The following is a 25,471-nucleotide window of genomic DNA, read 5'->3' as shown; positions in this document are numbered from 1 at the left end:
GTCAGCGGATCACCAGGTCGGTCGTGGTGGCGCTGAGCGTGATCGGGGCGATCTGCGTGCCGCGCATCCAGCCGTCGGCGAAACGCGTGACCGCCGGATCGGAGCCGCGGGTGGCCCACACCCGACCGGGCAGTTCGATGGCGCCCACCAGATGCCGCGGAGTGCGGGTGAGCCCGGGCTGCGACGGCGTCATCCTCATCCCGTCGGCGGTGTGCAGCAGTACCGGGATCCGAGTGCCGGACGGCGTGGTCACGGTCGCCTCCCGCGTGGTCACGGCGGGATCGAAGTTCTTCACCGACAGCCGGTAGCCGGAGGGCCCGGCCTGCAGTCCCACCTGATCGAGCAGCCGGGGATCGACGACGCTGTAGGGCAGACCGATGTCGATCAGCGTCTGGCCGTCGACCGGCGCGGTGCGCGACGGCAGCGCGGCCGACAGATTCCAGGGGGCCGGGGCGGCGAGGGTCTCGGCGGACCGGTCGGCCGCCGAGTTCTCGAGCAGCGCACCCTGCAGGGCGGTGCCGGTCGCGGTGAACTGCCACTGCCGGGCGCGAAGGGGCTTGTGCCAGTAGCCGGTCCGTCCGTTGCTGCGGCCTTCGACGCGCAGCTCGCGGTTCTCCGCACCCGGTCCGGGGGAGACGACGGTGATCGCCGAGGTGATCTCGCCGGGGATCTTGGGCTGGCGGTCCCAGTCGGGGGCGGGCAGCTGCACTGCGGCCGTCGATCGGTCCCAGGTCTCCTGGGTCAGGGTGCCGGCCGAGGGCTTTCCGTCCTGCGGCTCCCAGCTGTACCGGAAGAACACCGAATCCGAGCCGGACGAATCGAAGTCGAATGTGCGGGTGAACATGTCGCCGTACCGGTTGGTGACGAACAGGGTCGATGCCGACGCGGAGAGCGCGGCCGACTGGAAGCGTCCGCCCAGCGGGCCGCCGATCTCGTAGCTGCGGTCGTTGGGCAGCCACGGGTCGGCGTAGGCGATGCGGCTGCCGTCGCCCCGGAGGGTGGGGATCATGGTCATCTTGGCGTCGCCGCTGCGATGCACGCGGCCGGCGATGTCGAGGTATTCCCGGTTGTCCGACGGCGAGGTCACCGACAGCGCCCAGCCGCCGGGCCGCACGGTGTCGGCGGGGATGGTCTGGCCCGGGCCGAGCCAGAGCATCGCGCCCCAGCCCGAGGTCCAGTTCCACAGCAGCGGTGACTGATTGACCTGGTCCATGGTGTAGATCCACCGGTGCCGGTCGATGCCGACCAGTTCGTCGTCGTCGAGGGAGATCGCGGTCAGGGTGCCGCGCAGGCAGGACGGGAGCGGCACGATCCGCCAGGTGCCGGTGTGCCGGGGCCGGGTCAGCAGCAGTCCGCCCGGGAGCAGTGCGAACTCCCAGTAGCGGTTGAACTGGGTGCGTTCGGTGCGCAGGTCCACCCGCTTCGGTGCGGCGGTGCCGGTGTAGCGGGCGAAGTCCCCGAAGCCCCGCCGGTCTCCGGTCGACGGTGCGCCCGGCGGCAGCTGCGCGGTGCCGAAGGGAACGCAGGCGGCAGGCCGTGAGCGGTCGGCGCCGGCCGGGCCGGCGCCGGCCGACGGCAGCAACGGAAGTGTGATGGCCGCGACGACGGCCACCGCCCGGGCCGCGCACCGGCGGACGCGTCGGGTACGCGAATACCGTTGGGCAGAAGAACTATTCATCGGCGCGCTGCTCACAGCAGGACTCCCGGATTGAGCAGGCCCTGCGGATCGAGTGCCGCTTTGAGGGTGGCCGTCAGTGCCATCACGTCGTCGCCGACCTGATCGGGCAGCCAGCCCTTCTTGAGTCGGCCCACCCCGTGTTCGCCGGTGATGGTGCCGCCCATGGCGATCGCCAGATCCATGATCTCGCCGAAGGCGTTCTGGGCGCGGGCGGCCTCGTCGCGATCGTCCGGATCGAAGACGATCAGCGGGTGGGTGTTGCCGTCGCCGGCGTGGGCGATCACCGAGATCATCACCCGATGCTTCTCGGCGATGGCGGCGACCCCGTCGATCAGGGCCGGCAGTTCGGTGAGCGGGACGCCGACGTCCTCGAGGAGCAGGGAGCCGAGGCGTTCGACGGCCGGAATGGCCGCGCGGCGGGCGGCGGTGAAGGCCGCGCCCTCGTCCGGGTCGTCGGTGGCGAAGACCTCGGTGGCACGGTGTTCGCGGAAGGCGCGCTCGATGATCTCCACCTCGGCGCGGCCGGCCGGGCCCGGCGCATCGGACTGTGCCACGAGCAGCGCCCCGGCGTCGCGGTCCAGATCCATGTGCAGCATGTCCTCGACGGCGTTGATCGACACCGAGTCCATGAATTCGAGCATGGCGGGCCGGATCTGGGCGGTGACGGCCAGGACGGCGCGGGAGGCGTCGCCGACGGTGGCGAAGCTGCCGACCACCGTGCAGGCCGGTGCCTGCGGCGGCAGCAGCCGGACCGTCACCTCGGTGATGATGCCCAGCAGTCCCTCGCTGCCGACGAAGAGTTTGGTCAGCGGCAGCCCGGCCGAGTCCTTGAGCTGCTTGCCGCCGAGCCGCAGCGCCCGGCCGTCGGCCAGCACCACCTGCAGGCCGAGGACGTAGTCGGTGGTGACGCCGTACTTGACGCAGCACAGGCCGCCGGCGTTGGTGGCGGCGTTCCCGCCGATGGTGCAGATCTCGTACGACGACGGATCCGGCGGATACCAGAGGCCGTGTTCGGCGACGGCGGCCTTGACCTCGGCGTTGAGCAGGCCGGGCTGGCAGACGGCGGTCCGGGTGGCCGGGTCCACGGCGATGTCGCGCATCCGCTCGGTGCTGAGCATCAGGGCGCCGTCGACGGCGGTGGCACCGCCGGACAGGCTGGTGCCGGCCCCGCGGGTGATCACCGGCACCGCGTGGTCGGCACACCAGCGCACGGTCAGCTGGACGTCCTCGGTGGTCCGCGGCCGCACCACGGCGAGCGGGGTGCCGGCGTCGGGATCGGCGGCGCGGTCCTGCCGGTAGCCTGCCAGGATGTCGGGGTCGGTCACCACCGTGCCGTCGGGCAGTGCGGCGATCAGGGCGCTGAGATCGGGCATGCCGATCACCCTAAGGCCGAGTGGACCGGACCGTCAGCGGACCTCGGTGATCAGGACGGCGCGGGTGCCGGTCTCGAGGGCTTCGAAGATGTGCGGAGCGTCGCCGGGGTAGGACAGATAGTCGCCGGGATGCAGTTCGACCGGGTCGCCGGACGGTCCGGCGACGGCCCGGCCGGACAGCAGTACGAGATGCTCGACGGTGCCCCGGGCGTGCGGGGCCGAGTCGCGCGGTGGTCCGGGTTCGGCGTGGATCACGTACAGGTCGCGGCGGCTGTGCGGTGGGCTGGCCGAGAGCAGGGCGGCGCTGTAGGGGGCGCCGGCCGCCTCGATGGCGGTGGTCTCGGCGGCCCGGATCAGCCGGGCCGGGGCCGCGGGTTCCTCGACGAGCACCGAGAACGGAACGCCCAGGGCGTCGGCGAGCGCCCACAGGGTTTCCACGCTCGGATTGCCGCCGCCGGTCTCGAGCTGCGAGACGGTGGCTTTGGAGACTCCGGCCCGGCGGGCGAGCTCGGAGACCGACAGGCCCGACCGGGTGCGTTCGGCGCGCAGGGAGGCGGCGATGCGGGCGCCCAGGCCCGCGGTCGGGTTGCTGTCCATGACGTTCATTGTGCCGAACGATAATTCGGGTTGACGAACGAACCGCGACTGTTCACCATGATTGTCATGCGTTCATCAGAGCGAACGGCGACGACGGTGTCGCCGGCGACCAGCGAGGCGGAGCGGCGGGCCCGTCGCGACGGGCTGGCGGTCGCGCTGGCCACCAGTTCCTACGGGATCTCCTTCGGTGCGCTCGCGGTGGCGTCCGGGCTGTCGGTGCCGCAGACCTGCCTGCTCAGCCTGCTGATGTTCACCGGCGGGTCCCAGTTCGCGTTCGTCGGCGTGATCGCCTCGGGCGGAGTGAGTGCGGCCGGATCGGCGATCGCTTCGGCCACGCTGCTCGGTGTGCGGAACACGGTCTACGGCATGCGGATGGCGCCGATCGTCGGTCCGGGCCGGTGGCGCCGGCTGGCCGCCGCACAGGTGACGATCGACGAATCGGCGGCGGTGGCCCTGGCGCAGAGCGCGCCGACGGCGCGGCGGGTCGGTTTCTGGGTGACCGGTCTGGGGGTGTTCGCGGGCTGGAACCTGATGACCCTGTGCGGCGCGCTGGCCGGGGACGTGCTCGGTGATCCGCGGCAGTACGGGCTCGATGCCGCCGCGGCCGCCGCCTTCCTGGCTCTGCTGTGGCCACGGCTGCGCGGCCGAGAGCCGCTGGCGGTGGGTGCCGGGGCGGCGGTGGTCGCCGCCGCCGTGACCCCGGTGCTCACCCCGGGCCTGCCGATCCTGCTGGCCGGCGCGGTCGCGGTGATCGTCGGCCTGCTGTGGCCGCCGCAGCAGCCCGGCCGTGAGACGGCGGTGGCGACATGAGTCTGACCGTCGCGGTGCTGATCGCCGGGGTGGCGGCCCTGGCGCTGAAACTGATCGGCTACTTGCTGCCCGAACGCTGGTTGCGGGCGCCGCGCGCCCTGCGGATCGCCGATCTGCTGACCGTCGCGCTGCTCGCGGCGCTGGTGGTGGTGCAGACCGTCGGCGACGGGCAGGCCCTGGCGATCGATGCCCGGCTGCCGGCGCTCGGCGTGGCCGCCCTGCTGCTGTGGCGGCGGGCGCCGTTCCTGGTGGTGGTGATCGCCGCCGCGGCGGTCGCCGCACTGCTGCGGGGACTGGGCTGGGCGGCCTGACCGGATCGGGTGCGGGCGGTCAGCCGATGACGATCGGCGGCAGGCCCGGGATCGGGTTGGGGATGGTGCGCCGGGGGTTCGGTCGCGGCCGCGGCCGCGGATTGGCGCCGGTGGGGGCCTCGGTCGCGGTCTGCGTGGGCTGGCGGGGCTGGGAGGTCTGGGTCGGTGTGCTCGTCGGCGGCCGGTAGCGCGACATCTCGGCGCGGGCGGCCGCGATGTCGGCGGGCAGTGCGGTGCTCGGCGCACCCGCGGAGGTGGTTTCGGTGCCCGAGACCTCGTCGTCGTCGGCGGACGGCGTGGCCACCGCGATCGGTCCCGAGTCGTCGTCCGCGGGGCGCGTGGAGGTCACGGCCACGGCCACGGCCCCGCCGAGGATCGCCAGACAGGCCACCACGCCGACGGCGGCGGCCACCCGGTTGCGCCGACGCGCCCCCGGATCGTCGCCGACGGGCGGGACGGTCTCGCTCGCCGACCAGGCCAGCGCCGCCTGCTCCTGGTCGACGGCGTCGAGCGCGCCGGTGGGTTCCTCGTCGCCGGCGAAGAGCGTCGGGAAGTCGTCGCCGGGCAGCAGCAGCGAGTAGCCGCGTTCGGTGAGCGCCTCCCACAGGCCGGGCCAGGCGTCGGTGCCCGGACCGAGCAGGATCGCGGCCACCGGCTCGCGGCCGGCCAGCTCCACCACCATGCCGTGCACCCGGTTGATCTCCGGGACCGTGGCCTCGAGGACGGTGTCGAGTGAGACGGTCACCAGGCGGAGATGTTCGGTGCCCATCAGCAGCACGCTGTCACGGTCGGCCAGCCCGTCGCGGGCGCGCCGGACCAGGTCGACCAGTTCGGTGAAGACCTCCGGCCGGTCGGCCTCCGGGACGGCGCCGGTGGTCCGGAGCAGGCCGGCCACCCGCAGATCGAGCACCCGGCCGGTGATCCGCGGCTCGGTGGCCGTGGCCGCGAGCCGGCCGTCGTCGCCGAGCCGGGCCGCCCACAGGCCGTCGTCGCCGAAATCCAGCGCGAGCACCGCACCGGCAGGGTGGGCCGGGACGGTGAAGTCGTCGAGCCAGGCCGGCCGTGGGGCGGCGGGCTGCTCGGCGGGAGTCGACGGATCGGTCATCGGGGGCTCACTTCACCGGAAATTCAGGTAGGCCTTCGACGGGGTGGGGCCGCGCTGGCCCTGGTACTTGGAGCCGACCGCGGCGCTGCCGTACGGGTTGGCGGCCGGCGAACTCAGCTGGATCAGGCAGAGCTGCCCGATCTTCATCCCGGGCCACAGGGTGATCGGCAGATTCGCCACATTCGACAGCTCGAGCGTGATGTGCCCGGAGAAGCCGGGATCGATGAAGCCGGCGGTCGAGTGGGTGAGCAGCCCCAGCCGGCCCAGCGACGACTTGCCTTCGAGGCGGCCGGCCAGATCGTCGGGCAGGGTGCAGATCTCCAGGGTGGAGCCGAGGACGAACTCTCCCGGGTGCAGGACGAAGGGCTCGTCCTCACCCGGTTCGACCAGGCTGGTCAGCTCGTCTTGCTGCCGCGCCGGGTCGATGTGCGTGTACCGGGTGTTGTTGAAGACCCGGAACAGACTGTCGAGGCGCACGTCCACACTGGACGGCTGCACCAGCGACGGATCGTAGGGATCGATGCCGAGCCGGTCGGCGTCGATGGCGGCGCGGATGTCGCGGTCGGAGAGCAGCACGCCCCCGAGTTTATGGGAGAGCGGCCCGGTGAGGGTGCTCAGTGGGGCACAGGGTCGGCGACGACGGCCGACGCGCACCCGCCCGCCCGGCGTTTGCTAGGCTGTGCTGCGCGAGGTGAGGCCTCGCGATGCCGATGTAGTTTAGTGGTAGAACATCAGCTTCCCAAGCTGAGAGTGCGGGTTCGATTCCCGTCATCGGCTCTCATCTCCGATCCGGCCGGCGTGCTCGCCCGGGTCGCATCACCGACCCCCCACCCAGCGCTTCTCGAAGCAGCAGATCCCGGATTCGCGTCGCTCACCGTGATGTCCGAGTCGTTGACGGCCTGATGTGAGCTGCACTACCGAAACACCCGCCCACCTGGGACTTTGCGTGTGGTCGACGGGTGAGGCCGTCTCTTCCGTTGGACGACTCCCCATCGGGGCGGCAGAGTTCGGTGCGGGTCGTCAGCGGTCTTGTCCGCGCGGCCCGACAGTCGCCGGGCGCATCAGCCCGCGCCCCTGCGCCCGAAAGGCCCACCGTGTCAGGTCGTATGAAACGTGTTGTGCAGGCGGCCGTCATGATGGCGACGCTCACCTGCGCCGCGGGCATCGTCAGCCCGCCGAGCGCCTCCGCCCAACCGGCGCCGGCCGCCGACGTCAACGGCGACGGCCGCGTCACCGTCGATGATCTCGAATCGTCGGTCATACAGATCCAGGCAGCGATGTCGGCGGGCCGAGTGACCTCCGAGGGGCTGACACGGGCCTACCTGGGGCGGATCAAGAAGTACGACGACGCGCCGCGGCTGGGGCCGCTGGGCCCGCCGAATGCCGTGCTGACCCTCAACCGTCACGCGATCGCCGAGGCACGAGCCCTCGATCGCGCACGGGCGGCGCATCCGGACCGATCTCCGCTGTACGGCGTTCCGGTTCTGCTCAAGGACAACATCGGAACGCGGGACATGCCGACCACGGCCGGGTGTCGCTGCCTGCGTGACAACCGGCCGGGCGACGACTCGGTCGTGGTGCAGCGGCTACGGCGGGCCGGTGCCGTCATCCTCGGCAAGACCAACCTCGACGAGTTCGCGGTCAACACCCTGGGCGCATCGTCGCTGGGCGGTCTCACCCTGAATGCCTATTCTCCCGGTCAGTCCTCCGGGGGATCGAGCGGCGGATCGGCCGTGTCTGTGGCCCTGGCCTTCTCGACCCTCGCCTTCGGTACCGACACCGGCGGATCGGTACGGACACCGTCGTCGTGGAACTCCGTCGTCGGTGTCCGGCCGTCGACCGGTGTGGTCAGCAGAACCGGGGTCATACCGCTGGCGCTGTCGCAGGACACCGTCGGCCCCATCGCCCGCAACGTGTCCGACGCCGCGATCGCACTGGCGGTGATCGCCGGCCGGGATCCAGCCGACCAGGCAACCTCGGCGGCGACGAAAGTCGCGCTTGCTCAACCTGTTCCGCATGCCCTCAAGGGCGCGGTGATCGGCGTGGCGTCGAATCTGAACGGGGACGACCCTGCCACCCGGGCGATCATGGACGACTCGATCCGAACGCTCCGCCGGGCCGGTGCGATCGTGCGCACCGTCGCCGTCACCCCACCCCGGTTCGAGTCGGGCAGCTCGTTCGAGATCCGCCCCGAGATCGACGCCTACCTCGCCGGCCAGGCCGGACCGTCGGCTCGCGGCAAGACGCTCGCCGAGCTCGTCAACAGCGGCCAGAGTCTCTTGGCCCTCGACCCGAGGACACCTGCGCGGCTGGGCGTGACCGATGCGCAGTACCGCACGCAGCTCGTTGCGCATCAGCGCCGGATCGGCTCGTATCGAACCCATCTCACGCGACTGATGGACAGCGCCGGTCTCGACGCCATCGTCTACCCCACCACGCCCGGTCCACCGACGGGTCTCGCGGGCGACAACGTCTACATCGCCCCGCTGTCGGGAATGCCCGCAGTGACGGTTCCGGCGGGATACCGCTACGGAAGCGGACGAGAGGTCAGCGGCGCGACCGGAATCGAGTTCCTGGGCAGACGATTCGCCGACAGCGACCTCCTCTCGTTGGCCGCCGACTTCGACCGACTGCATCACGCCCGCGTGCGGCCTGTGCCTTAGGGCGCGAGCAGTACGCACTCCTCGAAGCGGCGGACGCTTCGGGCTCCAGGTGATGTGCGAGGCCGGCGGACTGGCCGATGCCGATCATCGAACAGCTCTGAGCGGGCCGGCACCGGGTCCGGCCATCGCGTCCGTGCCGCGCCTGATGTGTGATCCGGGTAACAGTGCCGTGTCGATAGCCGATGATCCTGGTAGCCGGTGTTCGTCGAGAATCGGCGCCGGCGGCGAGAGGAGCGGGATCATGTCGTTGCGAGGATCGCTCCGGGCCGGCTGGATGCCGGGCGCCGTGCTCGCCGCACTGACGGCGATGATGCTGGCCGCCGCGCCCGCCGCCGCCAATCCCTACGACCCGCACGATCCGGCGCTGCGCCGCCAGGCCTACCTGGGGCCGGTGTGGACGGTGGCCGACGGACCGGCGTGCGGCGGCTCGGTGCAGGTCTCGCTGTTCACGCAGCCCTACCTCTATCCGGACGATGTTCCCGTGTCGAACCTCGGTAATGTCCAGCTCCAGCTCAGCGGCCGCTTCCTCGGCATCTCCGGCACGCTCCGCTACTGCACGGTGCCGGTCACCGTGGCCTGGCACAACCGGGCCACCGGAAAGTCGGGCTCGGTGGTGCGGGTGGCGTCCGGGCCGTTCCTCGACTTCGTCGGCGGACCGTGGATCGCCCACACCGAGGTGCACACCGGATCGGGGCCGGTCGACTTCTCGCTGCGCCCGCACCGGCCCAATCTGGGCACCGCGACCGCCCGGCTGCGTGTCTTCTGACGCCGGCGGCGGTCGCAGGGGTCAGCGCTGAATCGAGCGCGCCGTCACCCGGCCGCCGGCCTTCGGGATCATGGTCACATTGCGGTGCCGCGGCGCCTCGCCTGGCGCATCGGTCGTCTGCAGGTCCACCCGGCGCAGCAGCTCGCCGACCACGGTCCGCAGTTCGGCCATCGCCAGGGCGGCGCCCAGGCAGCGCCGGTTGCCGCCGCCGAACGGCATCAGTTCGTGCGGTCCGGGACGTACGCCCACGAAACGTTCCGGACGGAAGTCGAAGGGCTGCGGATAGAGATCGTCGCGATGATGCAGCAGCAGAATGCTGATCAGCGCGGTCACCCCGTCGGGGACCCGGTCGTCGCCGAAGTCCCACGGCTCGAGCAGGTGCCGGGCGATGGCCGGCACCACCGGCCGGGACCGCATCGACTCGTTGAGAAGCGCCTCGAGGTAGTCGTCGTCGCCGCTGCGCACCGCCTCCCGGGCCCGGCCGTACACCTGCGGGAACCGGGTGAGGCGCTCGAAGGTCCAGGCGACGGTGTTGGCGGTGGTCTCGTGGCCCGCCAGCAGCAGCGTTATCAGCTCGTCGCGGATCTCGCTGTCCGAGAGCGGCGCGCCGTCCTCGGTGCGGGCCTCGAGGAGCAGTGCCAGGATGTCGTCGCGGGCCCCGGCGTCGCCGGCGGTGCGCCGTTCGTCGATCACCGCGAGGATGCGCCGATCGATCCTGCGCAGGAACAGCTTCAGCAGCCCCACCGGATCCTCCCGGCGGGCGTTCATCAGCTGGGTGGCCGTGGCGATCGGCGTCGTGGAGAACCGGAGCAGGCGCAGCAGCTCGATCCGCATGGCGGTCTCCGCCGGCGTCATCGCGGACGGCTCGGGCAGCCCGAAGATCCCGGCCATGATCACGTCCAGCGTGATCTGCTGAGCGATGATCGCCAGCGGCACCGGACGGCCCACCGGCCACGAGCGCAGCGCGGTCTCGGTCGCGTCGTCGATGGACTGCTGATACGAGGCCACCGATCGTCCGTGGAATCGCGGCATCAGCAGTGCCCGCTGCTGGCGGTGCCGCCGGCCGAGAGAGGTGAGCACCGACTCGCCGCCCACGATCGGCCGCAGCGGTGACTCGTGTGTGGCCGACGGGGCGATCGCCTCGTCGGCGGTGACCACCGACTTGATGTACGACGGCTCGAAGATCACCGCCACCGGTCCGGGTCCGCCGTACAGCTCGAAGCGCAGCACCTCGCCGCCGGAGGACGCGGCGTCGAACAGGACGTCGCCGAGGTGGGTGACGAAATGCGCCGACGAGGCGAGCGCGCGCAGCCGGGAACGGTGGGCGCCCGGGCCCGTCACGGCGCCGGTCGGGGCGGCGGCCGGACCGCCGACCCCGGAGTCGCTGCCGGGCGGCGCGAGATGCCAGTGCCGGGTGCGCGCGGCACAGCTGTCGAGTGGGGTGGTGAGTCTGCTGGTCATGCCGTTCTGATCCTCCGGGACGAACGCGGCCGCCGGGCAGGGGCGTACCTCCACTGTAGAACGATCCGTCCGCCCGAACCGGCGGATGGCCGAGGCCGGGGCGGCGGCCTGCGATTCCGCATTCGGGACGATCGGCCCGTTCCGCGGGTCCCTGGACGGCGTACCCTCTATTTAAAGGAGAGTCAGTCCGCTAAAGGAGTCGAGATGACGACCGTATCCAGTCTGGCCGACGCCCTGATCCGCGAGCACCACGAGATCGACGCCGGGATCGAGCAGTTCCTCGCGAGCACACCCGACGGCTCGGTGACGCAGTGGGCGCAGCCGTTGCGCACCGCCATGGCGGCCCTGGCCCGGCACATCTACCTCGAAGAGGAGATCGTCTTCCCACGGCTGCGCTCGGGCCCGCTGATGATGCCGATCATGGTGATGGTGACCGAACACGGCCGGATGTGGCGGGCGATGGCCGACCTCGACGAACTGCTGGCCGCCGAGGACGCGGACGCCGAGCCGGTCCGCAGCCGGGTGCTCGACGCCTGCACCGCGATGCTGGCGCTGCTGGCCGACCACAACGGCAAGGAGGAGCCGGTGATCTACCCGCACCTGCAGGCCGACCTCGACGACGACACCCGGGCCGTGCTCGCCGCCTTCATCGACACCGGCACCCTGCCCGACGGCTGGTCCTGCGAGCGCGCCTGACCGCCGTCGCCCACCTCAGAGCAGACCCATCTCCCGCGCCTGGAAGGTGAGTTCATCGCGATGCTCGGGGGCGGCGATCGCGATCAGCGCGCTCGCGCGTTCGCGCAGCGGGCGGCCGATCAGATCGGCCACGCCGTACTCGGTGACCACCTTGTCGGTGGTGTTCTTGTGCGTGGTCACCACGCTGCCGGGGGAGAGCCGGGCGGTGATCTTGCTGGCGCCCGCGGTGGTGGTCGCGCGGGTCACCAGGAAACCCTGCCCGCCGGCCGAGTACTGCACGCCGCGTGCGAAGTCCACCTGCCCGCCGGACGACGAATAGTACTTCCCGGCGATCGTCTCGCTGGCCGCCTGACCGTACAGGTCCACCTCGGTGGTGGCGTTGATCGAGACCATGTTCGGCTCGGTGCCCACGATCCGCGGATCGTTGGTCTGATCCACCGGCAGCATGACGACCCCCGGATTGTCGTCGAGCCAGTCGTAGAGCTCGCCGGAACCGAGCGCGAAGGTGGCCACCGCCTGCCCGCGGTGATTGGTCTTGCGGGCGCCGCTGGCGGTCCCGGACCGGATCAGCGCCATGATCCCGTCGGTGATCACCTCGGTGTGAATGCCGAGATCGCGCCGATGACCCTGCAACTGGGCGGCGACGGCGTCGGGCACCGAACCGATCCCGAACTGCAGACACGCGCCGTCGGGCACCCGCTCGACGATGTGCTCGGCGATCGCCCGGTCGCGCGGGTCGATCCCGGTGGTCGACGGCTGCGTGTACAGCGGCCGGTCCACCTCGGTCCAGCCGGCCACCTGACTGATGTGGATCGCGTTCTCCCCGTGCGTCCGCGGCATCCGGTGGTTGGCCTCGAGGAAGAACGGGACCTCGCCGATCAGGGCGGCGCAGTAGTCGGCGTTGGTGCCCAGCGAGAAGTAGCCGCGCGCATCGGGCAGCGAGGCGCCGGCGATCACCGTCTTGGGGTTGGGCAGCCGGCGCAGCAGACGCGGCATCTCGGAGAAGTGGTTGGGCACCAGATCGCACTGTCCGCGCCGGAAGGCCTCCCGGGTCCCGCCGGCCAGGTAGTAGTCGACGTGCCGCAGCCGGTCGCCGAACTCTCCGCGGATGTATGCGCGTTCGCGGTACTCGCCCATGCTGTGCACCCGCACCCCGGACAGTCGCTCGTGGCCGTCCTCCAGCGCGTCGATCAATGACTCCGGCGTGCCGACGAAGATCGGCGAGATGAGGGCGGCATCGTCGTCGACGAGATCGAGGAGCCGTTCGGCGGGAACCGGACGGGTATGCGGGGAGGTCACGCTGCCGAGCCTAATCGGTTCGGCGGCCTGACCGGGCAGGATGCCGATCAGTGCTGGACGTCGATGTCCAGATCGCGCGGGGTGAGCGCGTACACCGCGATCCCGGCCAGGGCCAGCAGCACCGCGCCGAACAGACCCACCCGGCTCACCGACTCGGTGAACGCCGTCATCGCCTGCTGAGCGAGCTGCGGCGAGCCGGTGTCCCGGGCGATCTCCAGGGCCGCGGCCAGCGAATCGTCGGCGCCGGGGACCGCCGGGCCGAGCCGGTCGCTGAAGACGACGGCGGCCAGTGTGCCGAGCAGGGCGACACCGAAGACATTGCCCAGGTCGTACGCGGTTTCCTCGATGGCGGCCGCGTTCCCGGCGCGCTTCTGCGGACTGCCGCCCATGATCATCGCCGAGGCGATCGTCAAGGACCCGGCGCCGGCGCCCTGCAGCGCCATCGCCGCGGCCACCCACGGATAGCCGAGCGGATCGGGGGCGGCCCACAACAACCCCATGCCGAGCGCGGGCAGCCACAGCCCGAGCATCACCACCAGCCGCGGTCCGAGCAGATCGGCGAGCCAGCGGGCCAGGACCGAGGTGACCACCGCGCCGGCCGCGAAGGGCAGCAGCCGGATGCCGGCCTGCAGGGCGCTGTGCCCCTGCACCAGCTGCAGCCACTGGGCCAGCAGCAGCAGCCCGCCGCCCATCGCCACCATCGAGAACAGTGCCGCCAGCGCGCCGGCGGTGAGTTGCGGCCGGGTGAACAGCCGCACGTCCAGCAGCGGATCGTCGCGCACCAGACAGCGCCGGACGAACCAGGTCAGCAGGACCACCGCCGCGGCCAGCGCCAGCCAGGCCGGCGGATTGGCCAGGCCGTCGGCGACGTACCGCTTGCCGAACTCCTTGATCGACCAGACCAGCGCCACCATGCCGCCGATCGAGAGCAGCGAGGCCGGCAGATCCCAGCCGCCGGGGTTGCGCAGACGCGATTCGGGCAGCAGCAGGCAGGTCGCGACGAAGGCGAGCGCCATCGGCGGCACGTTCACCAGGAACGCCGCATGCCAGGAGAACGCCTCGAGCAGCAGCCCGCCGACGATCGGGCCGATCGCCGCACCGGCCGCCGAGACCGCCGCCCAGATACCCAGGGCCAGGGTCCGCTCCCGCAGGTCGGTGAAGATCACCCGCAGCATCGACAGGGTGCTCGGCATGATCATGGCGCCGCCCAGGCCCAGCAGGGCACGCAGCGCGATCACGGCCGCCGGCGACGACGCCCACAGCACCAGGAGAGAGGCGAGGCCGAAGACCGCGAAGCCGGCGAGCAGCAGCCGGCGGCGGCCCCAGCGATCGGCCAGGGCGCCCATCGTGACCAGCAGACCGGCCAGGACCAGTGAGTAGGCGTCGACCATCCACAACTGCGCGGTGGCCGAGGGCCGCAGCTCCGCGCTGATCGACGGCAGCGCCACATTGAGCACCGTCATATCCATCACCACGGTCAGCAGTGCCAGGGAGAGCACGGCCAGCGCCGTCCACCGGCGCCAGGCCGGCAGTGGCGTGCTCAGGGATCCGTCGTCGTTGCCGGTCGGCGGGCGGCTGCGGCGTGCGCCGGGCGCATCCGGTGCGGTTCTTCTGGTCACTCTGCAACTCCGGAGGGTGCGCTGCCGGCGGCGGCCAGCAGCAGGGTGGTGGTGTGCTCGATCAGCTCGGGCGGCAGCGGCCGGTCGTGCAGGGCGGTGTAGAGAGTGGCGCCGTCGACGAAGACCGCCATCGCGGTCGCGGTCGCGGGGTCGGTGTGCCGCTTGAGCAGATCGACCAGGCCGGTGAACCACCGGAGGCTGAGTTCGCGCAGCTCCGGGCGTTGCAGGCCGGCGACGTAGATGGCGGTCTCGGTGCGGACCTGGTCGAGGTCCGTCAGATAGTCGTTGAACGTCTGGGCCAGCACGCTCACCGGATCCCCGGCGGCGGCAACCCGGTCGGCGGTGCGGCTCAGTTCGTCGTCGATCTGGGCGGCCAGCTCGGCCAGGGCCGCGGCGATCAGGTCGTCGAGGTCGGTGAAGTAGTAGGTGGTCGATCCCAGCGGGACCCCGGCGTGCGCGGCGATCTGCCGGTGGGTGAGCCGGCCGCCGGTACCCGAGCAGAGCAGTTCGGCGGCCGCATCGACGATCTGCTGGCGCCGGCCGGGTTTCTTCGCGTCGCTCACGGTACGTCCTCAACTCGATATGTACATATGTACAGAAATCGCGGAGATCTGACAAGGGTGGAAGAACGGTGGCGGACCTCGGAGGGAGATCACGAGCCGGCGATCACGAGGTGGGCATCGTGAGGCGGGCGTCGTGACGTGGAGATGTGGCGGCTGCGAGTCCGCCGCCGGGTCATCGGACCCGATCGGGTAGCGCTGAGGGGCGTGGCGCCCGCTTCGGCTACCCGATCCGATCCGGATCAGGACTCCGGCTGCTGGCGTCGCTGCCGGGCGATGTTCAGATAGTCGTCGAGCTGGCGGGACAGTTCCTTGTCCAGCGCCCGGTTCAGCGAATTGTGAGCGGTGACCCGGCCGGTCCGGCGCAGGTGCCCGATGAAGGTGGCCGCCCAGTCCTCCTCGTCGTGGCCTTCCGGGATCCAGCCGTCGAAACGCCCCTCGGTGATCGCGCGCCGGCCCGCGGAGATCAGCGTCCGCGCCGCCTGCGCCAGATCCTCGTCGAGCCGCCGCTGCAGCCCCAGGATGTACGTGAGCGGGGCGCCGATCTCCATCAGCTCCACGTATGCGTCGATGGTCTCGGTGTCCTTGATCAGGTATTCGGACGGCGGCTCACCCTCGTCGGCCGGGACGATCAGATCCAGCTCGATCAGCGCGCCGAACAGCTCGGGGTCGCTGCTCCCGAGCTTCTCACGCAGTTCGCCGGCACTGATCATGGCCGACGGGGTGCGTCCCCACGGCTCGGTGACCAGACCCTTCAACCCCAGCACGGCGGCCAGATCTTCACCGCGCTGCACCCCGGTGAAGAACTCGGCGATGTGCGACATGGTGAAACCGCGCCGCAGCAGGCCGTTGATCGCCTTGAGCCGTTCGAGGTGGTGGTCCCCGTAGATGGCGATCCGGCCGCGGCGCTGCGGGCGCGGGATGAGACCGCGGTCCTGATATCCCCGCACATTGCGGGTGGTGGTGCCCGCGGCGCGCGCCAGATCGTCGATCCGGTATTCGGTCATGGGGCCGATTATCGCACCCGGCGCAGCGCGCCGGTCCGGCTCGGGGTCGGCTGCGGATTCAGGCGTCCACGTCGAGCTGCGCCGAGCTGCACCGGGACACACATGGCAGGAAGTAGCCCGCCTCGCGTTCGGGCTCGGTGAGCAGGCTGTCCCGATGATCCACCTCGCCGGCGGTGGTGTGCAGTCTGCAGGTGCCGCAGAACCCCTGCTGACAGGAGTACGGGACGCCCGGCCGGACCCGGCGGAGCGCGGTCAGCGCCGACTCGTCGTCGGCCACGGTGATGGTCTCGCCGGTCGAGTTGAGCCGCACGGTGAACTCGGTGCCGTCGAGGATCGGCGGCGGCGAGAACCGTTCGAAGTGCAGTTCGACGTCACGGCGGCCGTCCAGATGGCGACGCAGCGCCTCGAGCATCGGCACCGGCCCACAGCAGTACACGGCCAGTCCCGACTCGGGTTCGGGTCCGGTCAGCTCGGCCATCGTCGGCAGCCCGTCGACGTCGTCGGTGCGCACGGTCACCTTGCTGCCGTACCGCGCGAGTTCGGCGATGAACGGGATCGACTCGGCGCTGCGGCCGCTGTAGATCATCGACCACTCCAGGCCGAGCCGCTCGGCCGTGGCCACCATCGGCAGGATCGGCGTGATCCCGATGCCGGCCGCGACGAAACGCAGTTTCCTGGCCGGGGACCCGTAGCCGGGCAGAGCCAGCGGGAAGGCGTTGCGCGGTCCCTTGACGGTCACGGTGTCGCCGACGCGCAGGGTGTCGTGCACCTCGATCGATCCGCCGCCGCCCTCGGGTATGCGGCGGACCGCGATCCGGTAGTGCCGGCGATCGCCCGGATCCCCGCACAGCGAGTACGACCGCATCCGGCCCGAGGCCAGATGCAGGTCCAGGTGCGCGCCCGGATGCCATTCCGGCAGTATCGATCCGTCGGCCGCGCCCAGGGTCAGCGCGATGACGTTCTCGTCGAGCGCGACCACCTCCCGGCCCACGATCGTCAGCTGCTGGACATGATCGGCGACCGCCGTCTCGTACAGCGGCGCCAGCGGACTCCAGAACGGGAACCACACCTTGCCCAGGCCGGTGAGCAAGCGCATGAAGGGATCCCGTCGCCAGCGGCCGTAGAGATGCGGGGGCTCGGTCTCCAGGTCGGTCGTGTGCGGATGGAAGACGTGATTCATGGTGTCCACCGGAGTCATGCGGCCCGTCGTGCTCCCGGAGAGGACGCCAGGTACGCCACCGCCTGCGCGGTGTCGCCGATATCGGTCGGCTTGAAGCCGGGCCGGAAGTAGGTGAACGTGGCGCCGAGCAGATGCCGGATCTTGGGCAGCACACCGGCCCGCGCACCGCGGAAGTACTCGAGGTTCTTGCCGATCATCGAGTAGTGGACCGAGTCGTCGGACTTCATGATGAACCGGAAGCCGCGGACGATCAGCACGGCGAGCACGGGCAGTGCGACGCTCATGGCGCGGGCCCGGCGCAAGGCGCTGTCGGCGAAGTAGGAGGCCGCATCGTGGGCGACGGCCCGATGCTCGACCTCCTCGGCGCCGTGCCAGGTGAACAGGTCCGTCATGTTCGGGTCGGCGCCGACGTCGGCCCAGCGCGAGTTGAGGGCGAAGTCGCCGAGGATCGCAGTGTAGTGCTCGACCGCGGCGATCAGCCAGAGCCGTTCGATCAGATGCTTGCGTCGTTCCTCGGGGGTGCCGCCCTCGCGGGGACCGAGCGCCTTGCGGAAGATCCACTCCATCTGCTTCTGATAACCGGTGGCGTCGATGCCGTGCCCGATCAGCCATTCCTCGACGGCCTTGTCGTGCGCCTCGGCGTGCATCGCCTCCTGCCCGACGAAGCCGCGCATGTCGGCGGCCAGCTCGTCGTCCTGTACCAGCGGCAGCGCCTCGTTGAAGGTCTGGACGAACCAGCGCTCACCCTCGGGCAGCATCAGGTTCAGGACGCTGATGAAGTTCGAGGCCACCGGGTGTCCCGGAATCCAGTGCAGCGGCGCCTGCGAGAGGTCGAAGTGGACGTTGCGCGCGTGCAGCTCCACCTTGCCCGGGTCGGTCTGCGGGTCGGAGTGGGAGGTGCGGGAGGCCTCGATGGGGGAGACGCCGGTGTTCTTCGTAGTCATGGTCAGCTCCTCACCTGGTGATCTTCCGTCGTGCACCCATCCGTGACGCCCACGGGGCGAAGCGGTAGATGCGGTAGCCGATCTTGGCCTCCGGGGTCACCGGGACCACGGCCTTGTCGTTCTGCACGGCCTTGACGATGTCGTCGGCCACCCGGTCGGGGGTGAAGTTGCGCTTGGCGTACAGACCGTCGATCCGGGCCTGTTCGGCGGCTTCGTCGTCCGAACCGGCGAAGGCGGTCGTGCGGGTGATGTTGGTGTGCACGATGCCCGGACAGATGGCGGTCACCCCGATCCGGTGCTCGGCCAGCTCGGCGCGCAGCGACTCCGAGAACATCAGCACCCCGGCCTTGCTGGCGGCGTACAGACCCAGGTCCCGGGAGGGGGTGAAGGCTGCGGCGGAGGCGAGGTTGACGATGTGGCCGCCCACCCCGCGCTCGACCATCTGCGCGCCGAAGGCACGGCTGCCGCTGATCACGCCGCGCAGGTTGATGTCGAAGAGCCGGTCGATCTGCTCGTCGGAGGCGGCGAGCGCCGATCCCGCGACGGCCACGCCGGCGTTGTTGATCACGATGTCGGGGACGCCGTGCTGCGCCCGGACCTGCTCGGCGAAGCGGGTCACCGCGGCGACATCGGCCACGTCGAGCGCATAGGAGGCGGTCAGCACGCCTTTGGCCTTGCATTCGCTGGCGGTCTCGGCGGCCGCGCCCGCGTCGATGTCGGCCAGCACCACCTCGCAGCCCAGTTCGGCCAGCCGGTAGGCCGTCTCCCGGCCGATACCGCTGCCGGCGCCGGTGATCACGGCCAGCTTGCCGCCGAGGGCCGGCGGCGGCCCGAGCAGCCGGGCGCGGTCGATGGTGTTGGGCGCCGACGACGTCCCGTTCTCGATCAGCGCAATGAACTCGCGAGCGGAGTCGATGAGGTACCCGGGATTGGTGTACGGCAGCCAGTGTCCGGTGGCGCTGTTCTTGCGCCACAGCTTGGCGGCATGGCTGTGGGTGTGCTCGTAGATCGCCGGACGCAGCGCGATGTCACGCTCGTTGACCAGTTCGAGGACCGGCACCAGGGTCGGACGCGGATCGGGTGCGGCCAGCTTGCGGCGGATGTTCGCGCTGTAGAAGCGCAGTCCCGAGACCATGTCCTCGCGCAGGGTGGGCGCGAAGTCCAGGTTCTCCGTCGGGGTGCCCTCGACGGCGTGCAGGAACTGCGCCCAGTTGCGCTCCGAGCCGAAGGTGCGGAAGAAGGCCTGCGGCAGCACCGGCAGCTGGAAGAACGCGGTGTACGCCGAGGAGGCGACCTGAGACAGCGCGCGGCCCAGATTCCCCGGGGTGGGGGCGGCGAGGTTGCTGCGCGTCCACTCGCCGAGGTAGTCCAGGTTGGGGCCGGAGACGGAGGTGAACGAGGCGATCCGCTCGTCGGCACCCGGTGTGGTGACCGCCTCCCAGGTCTGCACCGAACCCCAGTCGTGGCCCACCACGTGGGTGGTGCCGTCGGGGTTCACGGCCTCGAGCACCGCGAACAGGTCGGTGGCCAGGTACTCGAGCCGGTAGGCATCGACGGCGTCGGGGACGGTGGACTCGCCGTAGCCGCGCGTGTCGTAGGCGAAGACGCGGAAGTGCTCGGACAGGCCGTCGGCGACGTGGTTCCACAGGTGGTGGGTGTCCGGCCAGCCGTGCACCAGCACGACCGTCGGCCGGTCCTTCTGCTCGGCCGCATCACCGGCGGCGAAAACGGCGAGTTCGACGTCTCCGGTCGAGACCGTCGATCGATTCCAGACAACCATGTGCACGCTCCCTCGAAGGTGTGGTGCAAATGTACGTTACCGGCAGTAACAGTAATTGGCTAGAGGGTGGTATCCAGGCCTCTGAACTGGGCTCGGCGCCGGGTGCGAGGCCGGAGATAGGTGTTACTGCCGGTACGAGGAGAGGAAGTTGCCGATCCGCTCGATGGCCTCGGTCAGATCGTCCTTCCACGGCAGGGTGACGATCCGGAAGTGATGCTGATCGGGCAGATTGAAGCCGGACCCCTGCACCACCAGGATCTTCTCGTTGAGCAGCAGATCCTGGACGAACTGCTCGTCGTTGTGGATCTGGTGCACCTCCGGGTCGAGCTTGGGGAAGGCGTACAGGGCGCCGCGCGGCTTCACGCAGCTCACACCGGGGATCTCGTTGAGCTTCTGCCAGGTGACGGTGCGCTGCTCGTAGAGCCGGCCCTCCGGCGCGCAGAGCGCGTCGATGGACTGATACCCGCCGAGCGCCACCTGAATGGCGTGCTGGCCGGGCACGTTGGAACACAACCGGGTCGAGGCCAGCACGTTGAGGCCCTCGATGAAGCCCTTCGCGTGGCCCTTCGGGCCGGTGAGCACCACCCAGCCGGCCCGGTAGCCGCACACCCGGTAGGCCTTGGACAGACCGTTGAAGGTGAGCACCAGCATGTCCGGCGCCAACGAGGCGATGCTGGTGTGCACGGCGTCGTCGTACAGGATCTTGTCGTAGATCTCGTCGGCCAGGATCAGCAGGGAATGCCGGCGGGCCACCTCGACGATCTGTTCGAGGACCTCGCGCGAGTACACCGCGCCGGTGGGGTTGTTCGGGTTGATCACCACGATCGCCTTGGTGCGGTCGGTGATCTTGGCCTCGATGTCGGCGATGTCCGGATTCCAGTCGGCGGCCTCGTCGCACCGGTAATGGACCGGGGTGCCGCCGGAGAGCGCGGTCATCGCCGTCCACAGCGGATAGTCCGGGCTCGGGATGAGCACCTCGTCGCCGACGTTGAGCAGTGCCTGCATGGTCATGGTGATCAGCTCGGAGACGCCGTTGCCCAGCAGGACGTCGTCGACGTCGAAGTACGGGAACTCGTCGATCAGCTCGTAGCGGGTGACGATGGCGCGGCGGGCCGAGAGCACCCCGCGTGACTCGGAGTAGCCCTGCGAATACGGCAGCGCGTGGATCATGTCGCGCATGATCACGTCGGGCGCCTCGAAGCCGAACAGGGCCGGGTTGCCGATGTTCAGCTTCATGATCCGGTGGCCTTCGGCCTCGAGCCGGGCCGCATGCTCGTGCACCGGGCCACGGATCTCGTAGCACACGTTCTGCAATCGGTCGGACTGCTCGAGAATGCGCAGATCCTGGTTCTGGTGCGATACATGCGGTCGGCTCACGGGTTCCATTCTGTCAGCCGGGGCAAATCCTTTGCCCGCAGACCGGTGCGGCAGTCTGGTGGTCATGAGCCGCTTCACGGTCGCCTCGTTCAACGTCAACGGCATCCGGGCCGCCCGCCGCCGCGGTTTCGACGACTGGCTGGCATCACGCGGCCCGGACGTGGTGGGACTGCAGGAGCTGCGCTGCGGGGCCGGCGACGTGGGCACCTTCGACGGCTACACGGCGTCGGTGGACGTCGGCTCCATTCCCGGCCGCAACGGGGTCGCGCTGCTCACCAGGACCGCGCCGGCGGCGGTGCGCAGCTGGTCCGTGCTGGCGCCCACCGCCCGCGGGCTGGGTGCCTTCGCCCACGAAGGGCGCTACCTGGAGGTGGATCTGGCCGACCGGCCGCTCACCGTGGCCTGCCTGTATCTGCCCAAGGGCGGCCTCCCGGCCGAACTGCAGCGTCCCGGATCGATGCGCGAGCGACCCGACGGCGGGGCCAAGTACGCCCGGAAGATGGGCTTCCTGCAGGCCTTCGCGCGCGAGCTGGACCGCAACCGGCGGACCGCGCTCCGCAGCGGCCGCGAGTTCCTGCTGATCGGCGACCTGAACATCGCGCACCTGCCGCAGGACGTGACCAACTGGCGCCCGGCCCGGAAGATGGAGGGCTTCCTGCCGGAGGAACGCGACTGGTTCGGGTCGATCACCGGGCCGCGGCGGCTGGTGGACGTGGTGCGCGCCCTGCACGGCGACGCCCCCGGCCCGCTCACCTGGTGGAGCTGGGCGGGACAGTCGTTCGTCAAGGACGTCGGCTGGCGCATCGACCACCAGCTCGCCACCCCCGGCCTGGCGCGGCGGGCGCTGGACGTGCACGTCGACAAGGAGCCCGCGCCCGAGGCACGGCTGTCCGATCATGCGCCGCTGATCGTCGGCTACGCCGAGGACGACGGTTGAGGCGACGGTACTGACGGTGCTGTCCGGGATCCCGGTGCGGTTCAGGGCTGCGGGACCGGGCCGTCGCCCGGGCAGTGCGGGCATCGCTCGAGTGTTCCGGTCCATCCGTGGGCGGTCAGTACCGCCGCCACCTTGGCGGCGGTGAGGCACGGTCGGTCGAAGACCTGCCCGGGACCCAGGCGCACCGTCGTCCGGCCCGCACCGGCAACCGCATCCAGATCGCGTTCCAGATCCCGGTCCCGGGCGCCGGGGCCGTCGTGCCGGCTCCGTCCGTCGAGTTCGATCGCCACCCCGAGGTCCGGGTAGTCCGCATCCCGGAAACCGTGGCGGCCGACTGTCGTCGGTGCCTGCCGACGCGGCACGGGCAGGCCGTGCGCCCGCTCCACGTCGGTCAGATAGCGGTGTTCGAGAACCGAGCAGGTGCCTGCCGCGATGTCGTGCAGGACCGCGAGCAGGAATGCACGCCGGCGCAGCCGGGGCCGGCGGCGTGCCGCGGCCAGGATCCGGTCCGCGGTGGTGAGCCGACGGCCCACCGCATCGGTGAGGACGGCGACGGCCAGGTGGTCGGTCGCCGCCTGACCGGCGAGATCGAGCACGGCCTCGTCGACGGTGAGGCGCGGAGGGCTCAGGTGCCAGTCGACGCTCTCCTGCAGCCGGGACCGGCGCCGGACGACCACTCCGGGCCGGCGCGGTGCGCGGCGCTCGCAGGCGACGGCGATGTGGATCGCCCCGACACCCGGGGTGAGTGCGGACCGTCCGGCGAGCGCGGCCGGATAGAGGTCGAGGATCGCGACCCAGGCGCGCTGGCGCCAGCTGAGCGGACCGGTGTGCGTGACGTAGACGCCGGGGACCGGCCTGGCCCACTCTCGCCGGCGCAGACGGCAACGGATGAACTCGGGAGAGCAGCCCACAGCCAGAGCCTGCCGACGGGCGATCACCCCGTCCTGCCGGAACAGCAGGTCGCCGAGCGCAGCGTCCCGGCCCGGTGGAGCGTCGTCGGTCGTGGGCATGACTCGATGGTCGCCGCGGGCCGGGACTGCGACGCGATAACCGGGGTAGTGCGACGCCGCCTGTGGATGGCGAGACCGCCCGTCCACAGGCGCACGACGAGGCGCTGGTGCCACAGACTCGACCTCCGCTGCTATTTGATAGCAGCGGAGGTCGAGTCAGAGCGAGATCGCCGGGCTACTTCTGGCCGGGACGCTTCTTGCCGGCCGGCATGCCGAAGCCCTTGGCCTTACCGGCGGTGCCTGCGGTGGTCGGGGCCTCCGACGACGGAGCCTTCACTTCGGCAGCCCCTTCTTCTGCAGCCCCTTCTTCGGCGGCCTGTTCTTCTGCAGCCTCGGCCTCGACGGCCGCGGTCACGGCCTCGTCGGCGGTCTCGGCCGCATCCGGCTCGGGCGCGGAGTCCTCCGCCGGTGCCTCATCGGCCGGATTCTCGTCCAGGGGAGCCTCGTCCACCGGGGCCTCCTCGGCCACCGGCGCCGCGGCGGCCTTCGCCGGGCTGCTGCCCGGCTTCTTGGCGCCCGGCTTCTTCAGGCCGCCGGCCATGCCGAAGCCCTTCGCCTTGCCCTCGGTGGCCTCCGTCGTCGCGGCTGCCGACGTTGCCGCCTCCGCCTCTGCTGCCTCGGCAGCCTCGACCTCGGCCGCCTGAGCCTGGACGGCCTCGGCCTCGGCGGCGGCACCCGGATCGACGGCCTCGATGGTCTCGGCCACTTCCTCGTCCGGCTCGGCGCTCGGCGCGGCCGGGGCCGGGGCGGGCTTCGCGGCACCGGGCTTCTTGAGCCCGCCGCCCGGCTTCTTCAGGCCGCCGCCCATACCGAAGCCCTTGGCCTTGCCCTCGGTGGCCTCGGTGGTGGCCGCCGCGGTGGGGGCCGTCTCAGCGGGAGCGTCGGCGGTGTCGTCGCTCGGCTGGGCCGGAGCCGCCGCAGCCGGTTTCGCAGCAGCGCCCGGCTTCTTGAGTCCGCCGCCCGGCTTCTTGATGCCGCCGGGCTTCTTCAAGCCGTTCGGTGCGGTCTCGGCGACCTCGGCGGCCGGTGCCGCCTCGGCCGGAGCCTCGGCCGCCGGCTGCGCTGCGCCGCCGGGTTTGGGGGCGCCGCCCGGCTTCTTGATACCGCCGGGCTTCTTGAGCCCGCCCGGCTTCTTCAAGCCGTTCGGCGCGGTCGCGCTCTCCGCTGCCGCCTCGGCCGGAGCCTCAGAGGCAGCCGGCTGTGCTGCGCCGCCGGGCTTGGGAGCACCGCCGGGCTTCTTGATGCCGCCGGGCTTCTTCAGCCCGCCCGGCTTCTTCAATCCGTTCGCCGCAGTGGTCTCCGCCGCCGCTTCCGCGGCGGGCTCCGCAGCGCCGCCCGGCTTCGGGGCGCCGCCCGGCTTCTTCAGACCGCCGGGCTTCTTGAGTCCGCCCTTCGGGGCCAGACCGCCGGCGGCGGGTTTGGCGGCAGGCGCCGCCGGTGCCGCAGCCGCGGCCTTGGCCGGGGCTGCCTTCTCCGGTTCGGGCTCCGGCTCGGGGGCCGGGGCGAGCTCGGACTGGATCGGGTGGGTGATCTTGCCCTCGCGCTTGACCTCCTGGCGCCCGCGCTGCACGCCTTCGAGGATCATCTGGGCGACGTCGACCACCTCGACCTTGTCCTCCTGGTCGGTGCCGGAGGTCTGCGCGGTGACACCGTCGGTGAGCATGACGCGGCAGAACGGGCAGCCGGTCGCGATCTTCTTGGTCGGTCCCGACTCCCCGGCCTCCGGGGTGGTGGCGAGCACATCGAGCGCCTCGTCGACGCGGTCGATGTTGATGCGCTTACCGATCTGCTCTTCCATCCACATGCGGGCACCGCCGGCGCCACAGCACATGGACCGTTCGCCGTGCCGGGGCATCTCGGTGAGCGTGGATCCGGTGGAGGCCATAAGCTCACGCGGAGCGTCGTAGACCTTGTTGTGACGGCCCAGGTAGCACGGGTCGTGGTAGGTGACCGGCTGGCCTTCCATCGGCGCCACCGGCACCAGACGCTTCTCCCGCACCAGGCGGTTCAGCAGCTGGGTGTGGTGGACCACCTCGTACTCGCCGCCCATCTGCGGGTACTCGTTGCCCAGAGCGTTGAAGCAGTGCGCACAGGTCACCACGATCTTCTTGCGCTGATTCGGCGCAGTCGCGAAGAGCTCGTCGAACTGCTCGATGTTCTGCTGGGCGAGCATTTGGAACAGGAACTCGTTGCCGGCGCGACGGGCCGAGTCGCCGGTGCAGGTCTCGCCCTGACCGAGGACCAGGAAGTCGACGGCGGCGATGTCGAGCAGCTCGGCGACGGCCTTGGTGGTCTTCT

The 25,471-nt window shown here is 70.9% G+C and carries 22 protein-coding genes and 1 tRNA gene; 7 read left to right on the top strand and 16 right to left on the bottom strand.

Annotated elements, in window-relative coordinates:
* Window position 1: 1 nt before the first annotated feature.
* Genes ACJMNC_RS05850 through ACJMNC_RS05840 form a run of 3 tightly spaced genes read right to left on the bottom strand, consistent with a single transcriptional unit; the run spans window position 2 to window position 3,648 of the window.
* Window positions 2–1,678, bottom strand: coding sequence for a hypothetical protein (locus tag ACJMNC_RS05850; RefSeq protein WP_408947011.1), 1,677 nt, complete (start codon window positions 1,676–1,678; stop codon window positions 2–4).
* 11 nt (window positions 1,679–1,689) lie between these two features.
* Window positions 1,690–3,051: an FAD-binding oxidoreductase gene (locus ACJMNC_RS05845; protein WP_408947010.1), complete on the bottom strand. Its 1,362-nt coding sequence runs from the start codon at window positions 3,049–3,051 to the stop codon at window positions 1,690–1,692.
* Between the two features lie 33 nt (window positions 3,052–3,084).
* Window positions 3,085–3,648: a helix-turn-helix domain-containing protein gene (locus ACJMNC_RS05840; protein WP_408947009.1), complete on the bottom strand. Its 564-nt coding sequence runs from the start codon at window positions 3,646–3,648 to the stop codon at window positions 3,085–3,087.
* 66 nt (window positions 3,649–3,714) lie between these two features.
* Between ACJMNC_RS05840 and ACJMNC_RS05835 the strand changes: the two genes are divergently transcribed.
* Together ACJMNC_RS05835 and ACJMNC_RS05830 are read left to right on the top strand one after the other, a co-directional pair.
* Complete coding sequence (locus ACJMNC_RS05835; RefSeq protein ID WP_408947008.1) at window positions 3,715–4,458, top strand: AzlC family ABC transporter permease; 744 nt, start codon at window positions 3,715–3,717, stop codon at window positions 4,456–4,458.
* On the top strand, window positions 4,455–4,769 hold the full coding sequence (locus tag ACJMNC_RS05830; RefSeq protein ID WP_408947007.1) for an AzlD domain-containing protein: 315 nt from the start codon (window positions 4,455–4,457) through the stop codon (window positions 4,767–4,769). Before ACJMNC_RS05835 ends, ACJMNC_RS05830 begins: the two co-directional genes overlap by 4 nt.
* 19 nt (window positions 4,770–4,788) lie before the next feature.
* Here ACJMNC_RS05830 and ACJMNC_RS05825 read toward each other — a convergent pair whose 3' ends face one another.
* Both ACJMNC_RS05825 and dcd read right to left on the bottom strand, forming a co-directional pair.
* Window positions 4,789–5,874 (bottom strand): hypothetical protein, encoded by a 1,086-nt coding sequence (locus tag ACJMNC_RS05825; protein ID WP_408947006.1) that lies wholly within the window; start codon window positions 5,872–5,874, stop codon window positions 4,789–4,791.
* Window positions 5,875–5,886: 12 nt separating this feature from the next.
* A complete protein-coding gene (dcd, locus tag ACJMNC_RS05820) occupies window positions 5,887–6,450 on the bottom strand; it encodes a dCTP deaminase (RefSeq protein ID WP_408947005.1) in 564 nt (187 codons plus the stop codon).
* 130 nt (window positions 6,451–6,580) lie between these two features.
* Here dcd and ACJMNC_RS05815 point away from each other — a divergent pair.
* The 3 genes from ACJMNC_RS05815 (at window position 6,581) to ACJMNC_RS05805 (ending at window position 9,303) form a co-directional block, all read left to right on the top strand.
* A tRNA-Gly gene (locus tag ACJMNC_RS05815) sits at window positions 6,581–6,651 on the top strand.
* Between the two features lie 233 nt (window positions 6,652–6,884).
* Window positions 6,885–8,537, top strand: coding sequence for an amidase (locus tag ACJMNC_RS05810; RefSeq protein ID WP_408947004.1), 1,653 nt, complete (start codon window positions 6,885–6,887; stop codon window positions 8,535–8,537).
* A 241-nt stretch (window positions 8,538–8,778) separates the two neighbouring features.
* Entirely contained in the window at window positions 8,779–9,303 is a 525-nt protein-coding gene (locus tag ACJMNC_RS05805; protein ID WP_408947003.1) for a hypothetical protein, read from the top strand.
* 21 nt (window positions 9,304–9,324) lie between these two features.
* Here ACJMNC_RS05805 and ACJMNC_RS05800 read toward each other — a convergent pair whose 3' ends face one another.
* Window positions 9,325–10,764 (bottom strand): cytochrome P450, encoded by a 1,440-nt coding sequence (locus tag ACJMNC_RS05800; RefSeq protein WP_408947002.1) that lies wholly within the window; start codon window positions 10,762–10,764, stop codon window positions 9,325–9,327.
* A 204-nt stretch (window positions 10,765–10,968) separates the two neighbouring features.
* Between ACJMNC_RS05800 and ACJMNC_RS05795 the strand changes: the two genes are divergently transcribed.
* Window positions 10,969–11,460 carry a hemerythrin domain-containing protein gene (locus ACJMNC_RS05795; RefSeq protein WP_408947001.1) on the top strand — a complete coding sequence of 164 codons (492 nt, stop codon included), beginning with the start codon at window positions 10,969–10,971 and terminating at the stop codon, window positions 11,458–11,460.
* A gap of 15 nt (window positions 11,461–11,475) precedes the next feature.
* Here ACJMNC_RS05795 and ACJMNC_RS05790 read toward each other — a convergent pair whose 3' ends face one another.
* The 8 genes from ACJMNC_RS05790 to ACJMNC_RS05755 form a co-directional block, all read right to left on the bottom strand.
* Window positions 11,476–12,759, bottom strand: a complete 1,284-nt coding sequence (locus ACJMNC_RS05790) for an acetyl-CoA hydrolase/transferase family protein (protein ID WP_408947000.1) — start codon at window positions 12,757–12,759, stop codon at window positions 11,476–11,478.
* A gap of 47 nt (window positions 12,760–12,806) precedes the next feature.
* Window positions 12,807–14,378 (bottom strand): MFS transporter, encoded by a 1,572-nt coding sequence (locus tag ACJMNC_RS05785; RefSeq protein WP_408946999.1) that lies wholly within the window; start codon window positions 14,376–14,378, stop codon window positions 12,807–12,809.
* The gene (locus ACJMNC_RS05780) at window positions 14,375–14,941 is read right to left on the bottom strand and encodes a TetR/AcrR family transcriptional regulator (RefSeq protein WP_408946998.1); all 567 of its coding nucleotides are present in this window, start codon (window positions 14,939–14,941) and stop codon (window positions 14,375–14,377) included. The genes ACJMNC_RS05785 and ACJMNC_RS05780 overlap by 4 nt, the downstream gene beginning before the upstream one ends.
* A 239-nt stretch (window positions 14,942–15,180) precedes the next feature.
* Window positions 15,181–15,945, bottom strand: a complete 765-nt coding sequence (locus ACJMNC_RS05775) for a MerR family transcriptional regulator (RefSeq protein ID WP_408946997.1) — start codon at window positions 15,943–15,945, stop codon at window positions 15,181–15,183.
* A 58-nt stretch (window positions 15,946–16,003) separates the two neighbouring features.
* Complete coding sequence (locus ACJMNC_RS05770) at window positions 16,004–17,125, bottom strand: PDR/VanB family oxidoreductase (RefSeq protein ID WP_408947198.1); 1,122 nt, start codon at window positions 17,123–17,125, stop codon at window positions 16,004–16,006.
* 14 nt (window positions 17,126–17,139) lie between these two features.
* A complete protein-coding gene (locus ACJMNC_RS05765; RefSeq protein ID WP_408946996.1) occupies window positions 17,140–18,069 on the bottom strand; it encodes a metal-dependent hydrolase in 930 nt (309 codons plus the stop codon).
* 10 nt (window positions 18,070–18,079) lie between these two features.
* Window positions 18,080–19,849 carry an SDR family oxidoreductase gene (locus tag ACJMNC_RS05760; RefSeq protein WP_408946995.1) on the bottom strand — a complete coding sequence of 590 codons (1,770 nt, stop codon included), beginning with the start codon at window positions 19,847–19,849 and terminating at the stop codon, window positions 18,080–18,082.
* Window positions 19,850–19,972: 123 nt separating this feature from the next.
* Complete coding sequence (locus tag ACJMNC_RS05755; protein ID WP_408946994.1) at window positions 19,973–21,235, bottom strand: pyridoxal phosphate-dependent aminotransferase; 1,263 nt, start codon at window positions 21,233–21,235, stop codon at window positions 19,973–19,975.
* Between the two features lie 55 nt (window positions 21,236–21,290).
* Between ACJMNC_RS05755 and ACJMNC_RS05750 the strand changes: the two genes are divergently transcribed.
* Window positions 21,291–22,163 carry an exodeoxyribonuclease III gene (locus ACJMNC_RS05750; protein ID WP_408946993.1) on the top strand — a complete coding sequence of 291 codons (873 nt, stop codon included), beginning with the start codon at window positions 21,291–21,293 and terminating at the stop codon, window positions 22,161–22,163.
* 41 nt (window positions 22,164–22,204) lie between these two features.
* Here the strand turns inward: ACJMNC_RS05750 and ACJMNC_RS05745 are convergent, their stop codons facing one another.
* Both ACJMNC_RS05745 and ACJMNC_RS05740 read right to left on the bottom strand, forming a co-directional pair.
* Window positions 22,205–23,173, bottom strand: coding sequence for a hypothetical protein (locus ACJMNC_RS05745; RefSeq protein WP_408946992.1), 969 nt, complete (start codon window positions 23,171–23,173; stop codon window positions 22,205–22,207).
* Between the two features lie 175 nt (window positions 23,174–23,348).
* A partial coding sequence (locus tag ACJMNC_RS05740; protein ID WP_408946991.1) for a (Fe-S)-binding protein occupies window positions 23,349–25,471 on the bottom strand: 2,123 nt, incomplete at its 5' end.

The sequence above is a fragment of the Gordonia sp. VNK21 genome (assembly GCF_046098115.1).
GTDB lineage: Bacteria > Actinomycetota > Actinomycetes > Mycobacteriales > Mycobacteriaceae > Gordonia.
Note: the sequence above shows the minus strand (reverse complement) of the source record. Positions and strands in the feature narration are given on the sequence as shown.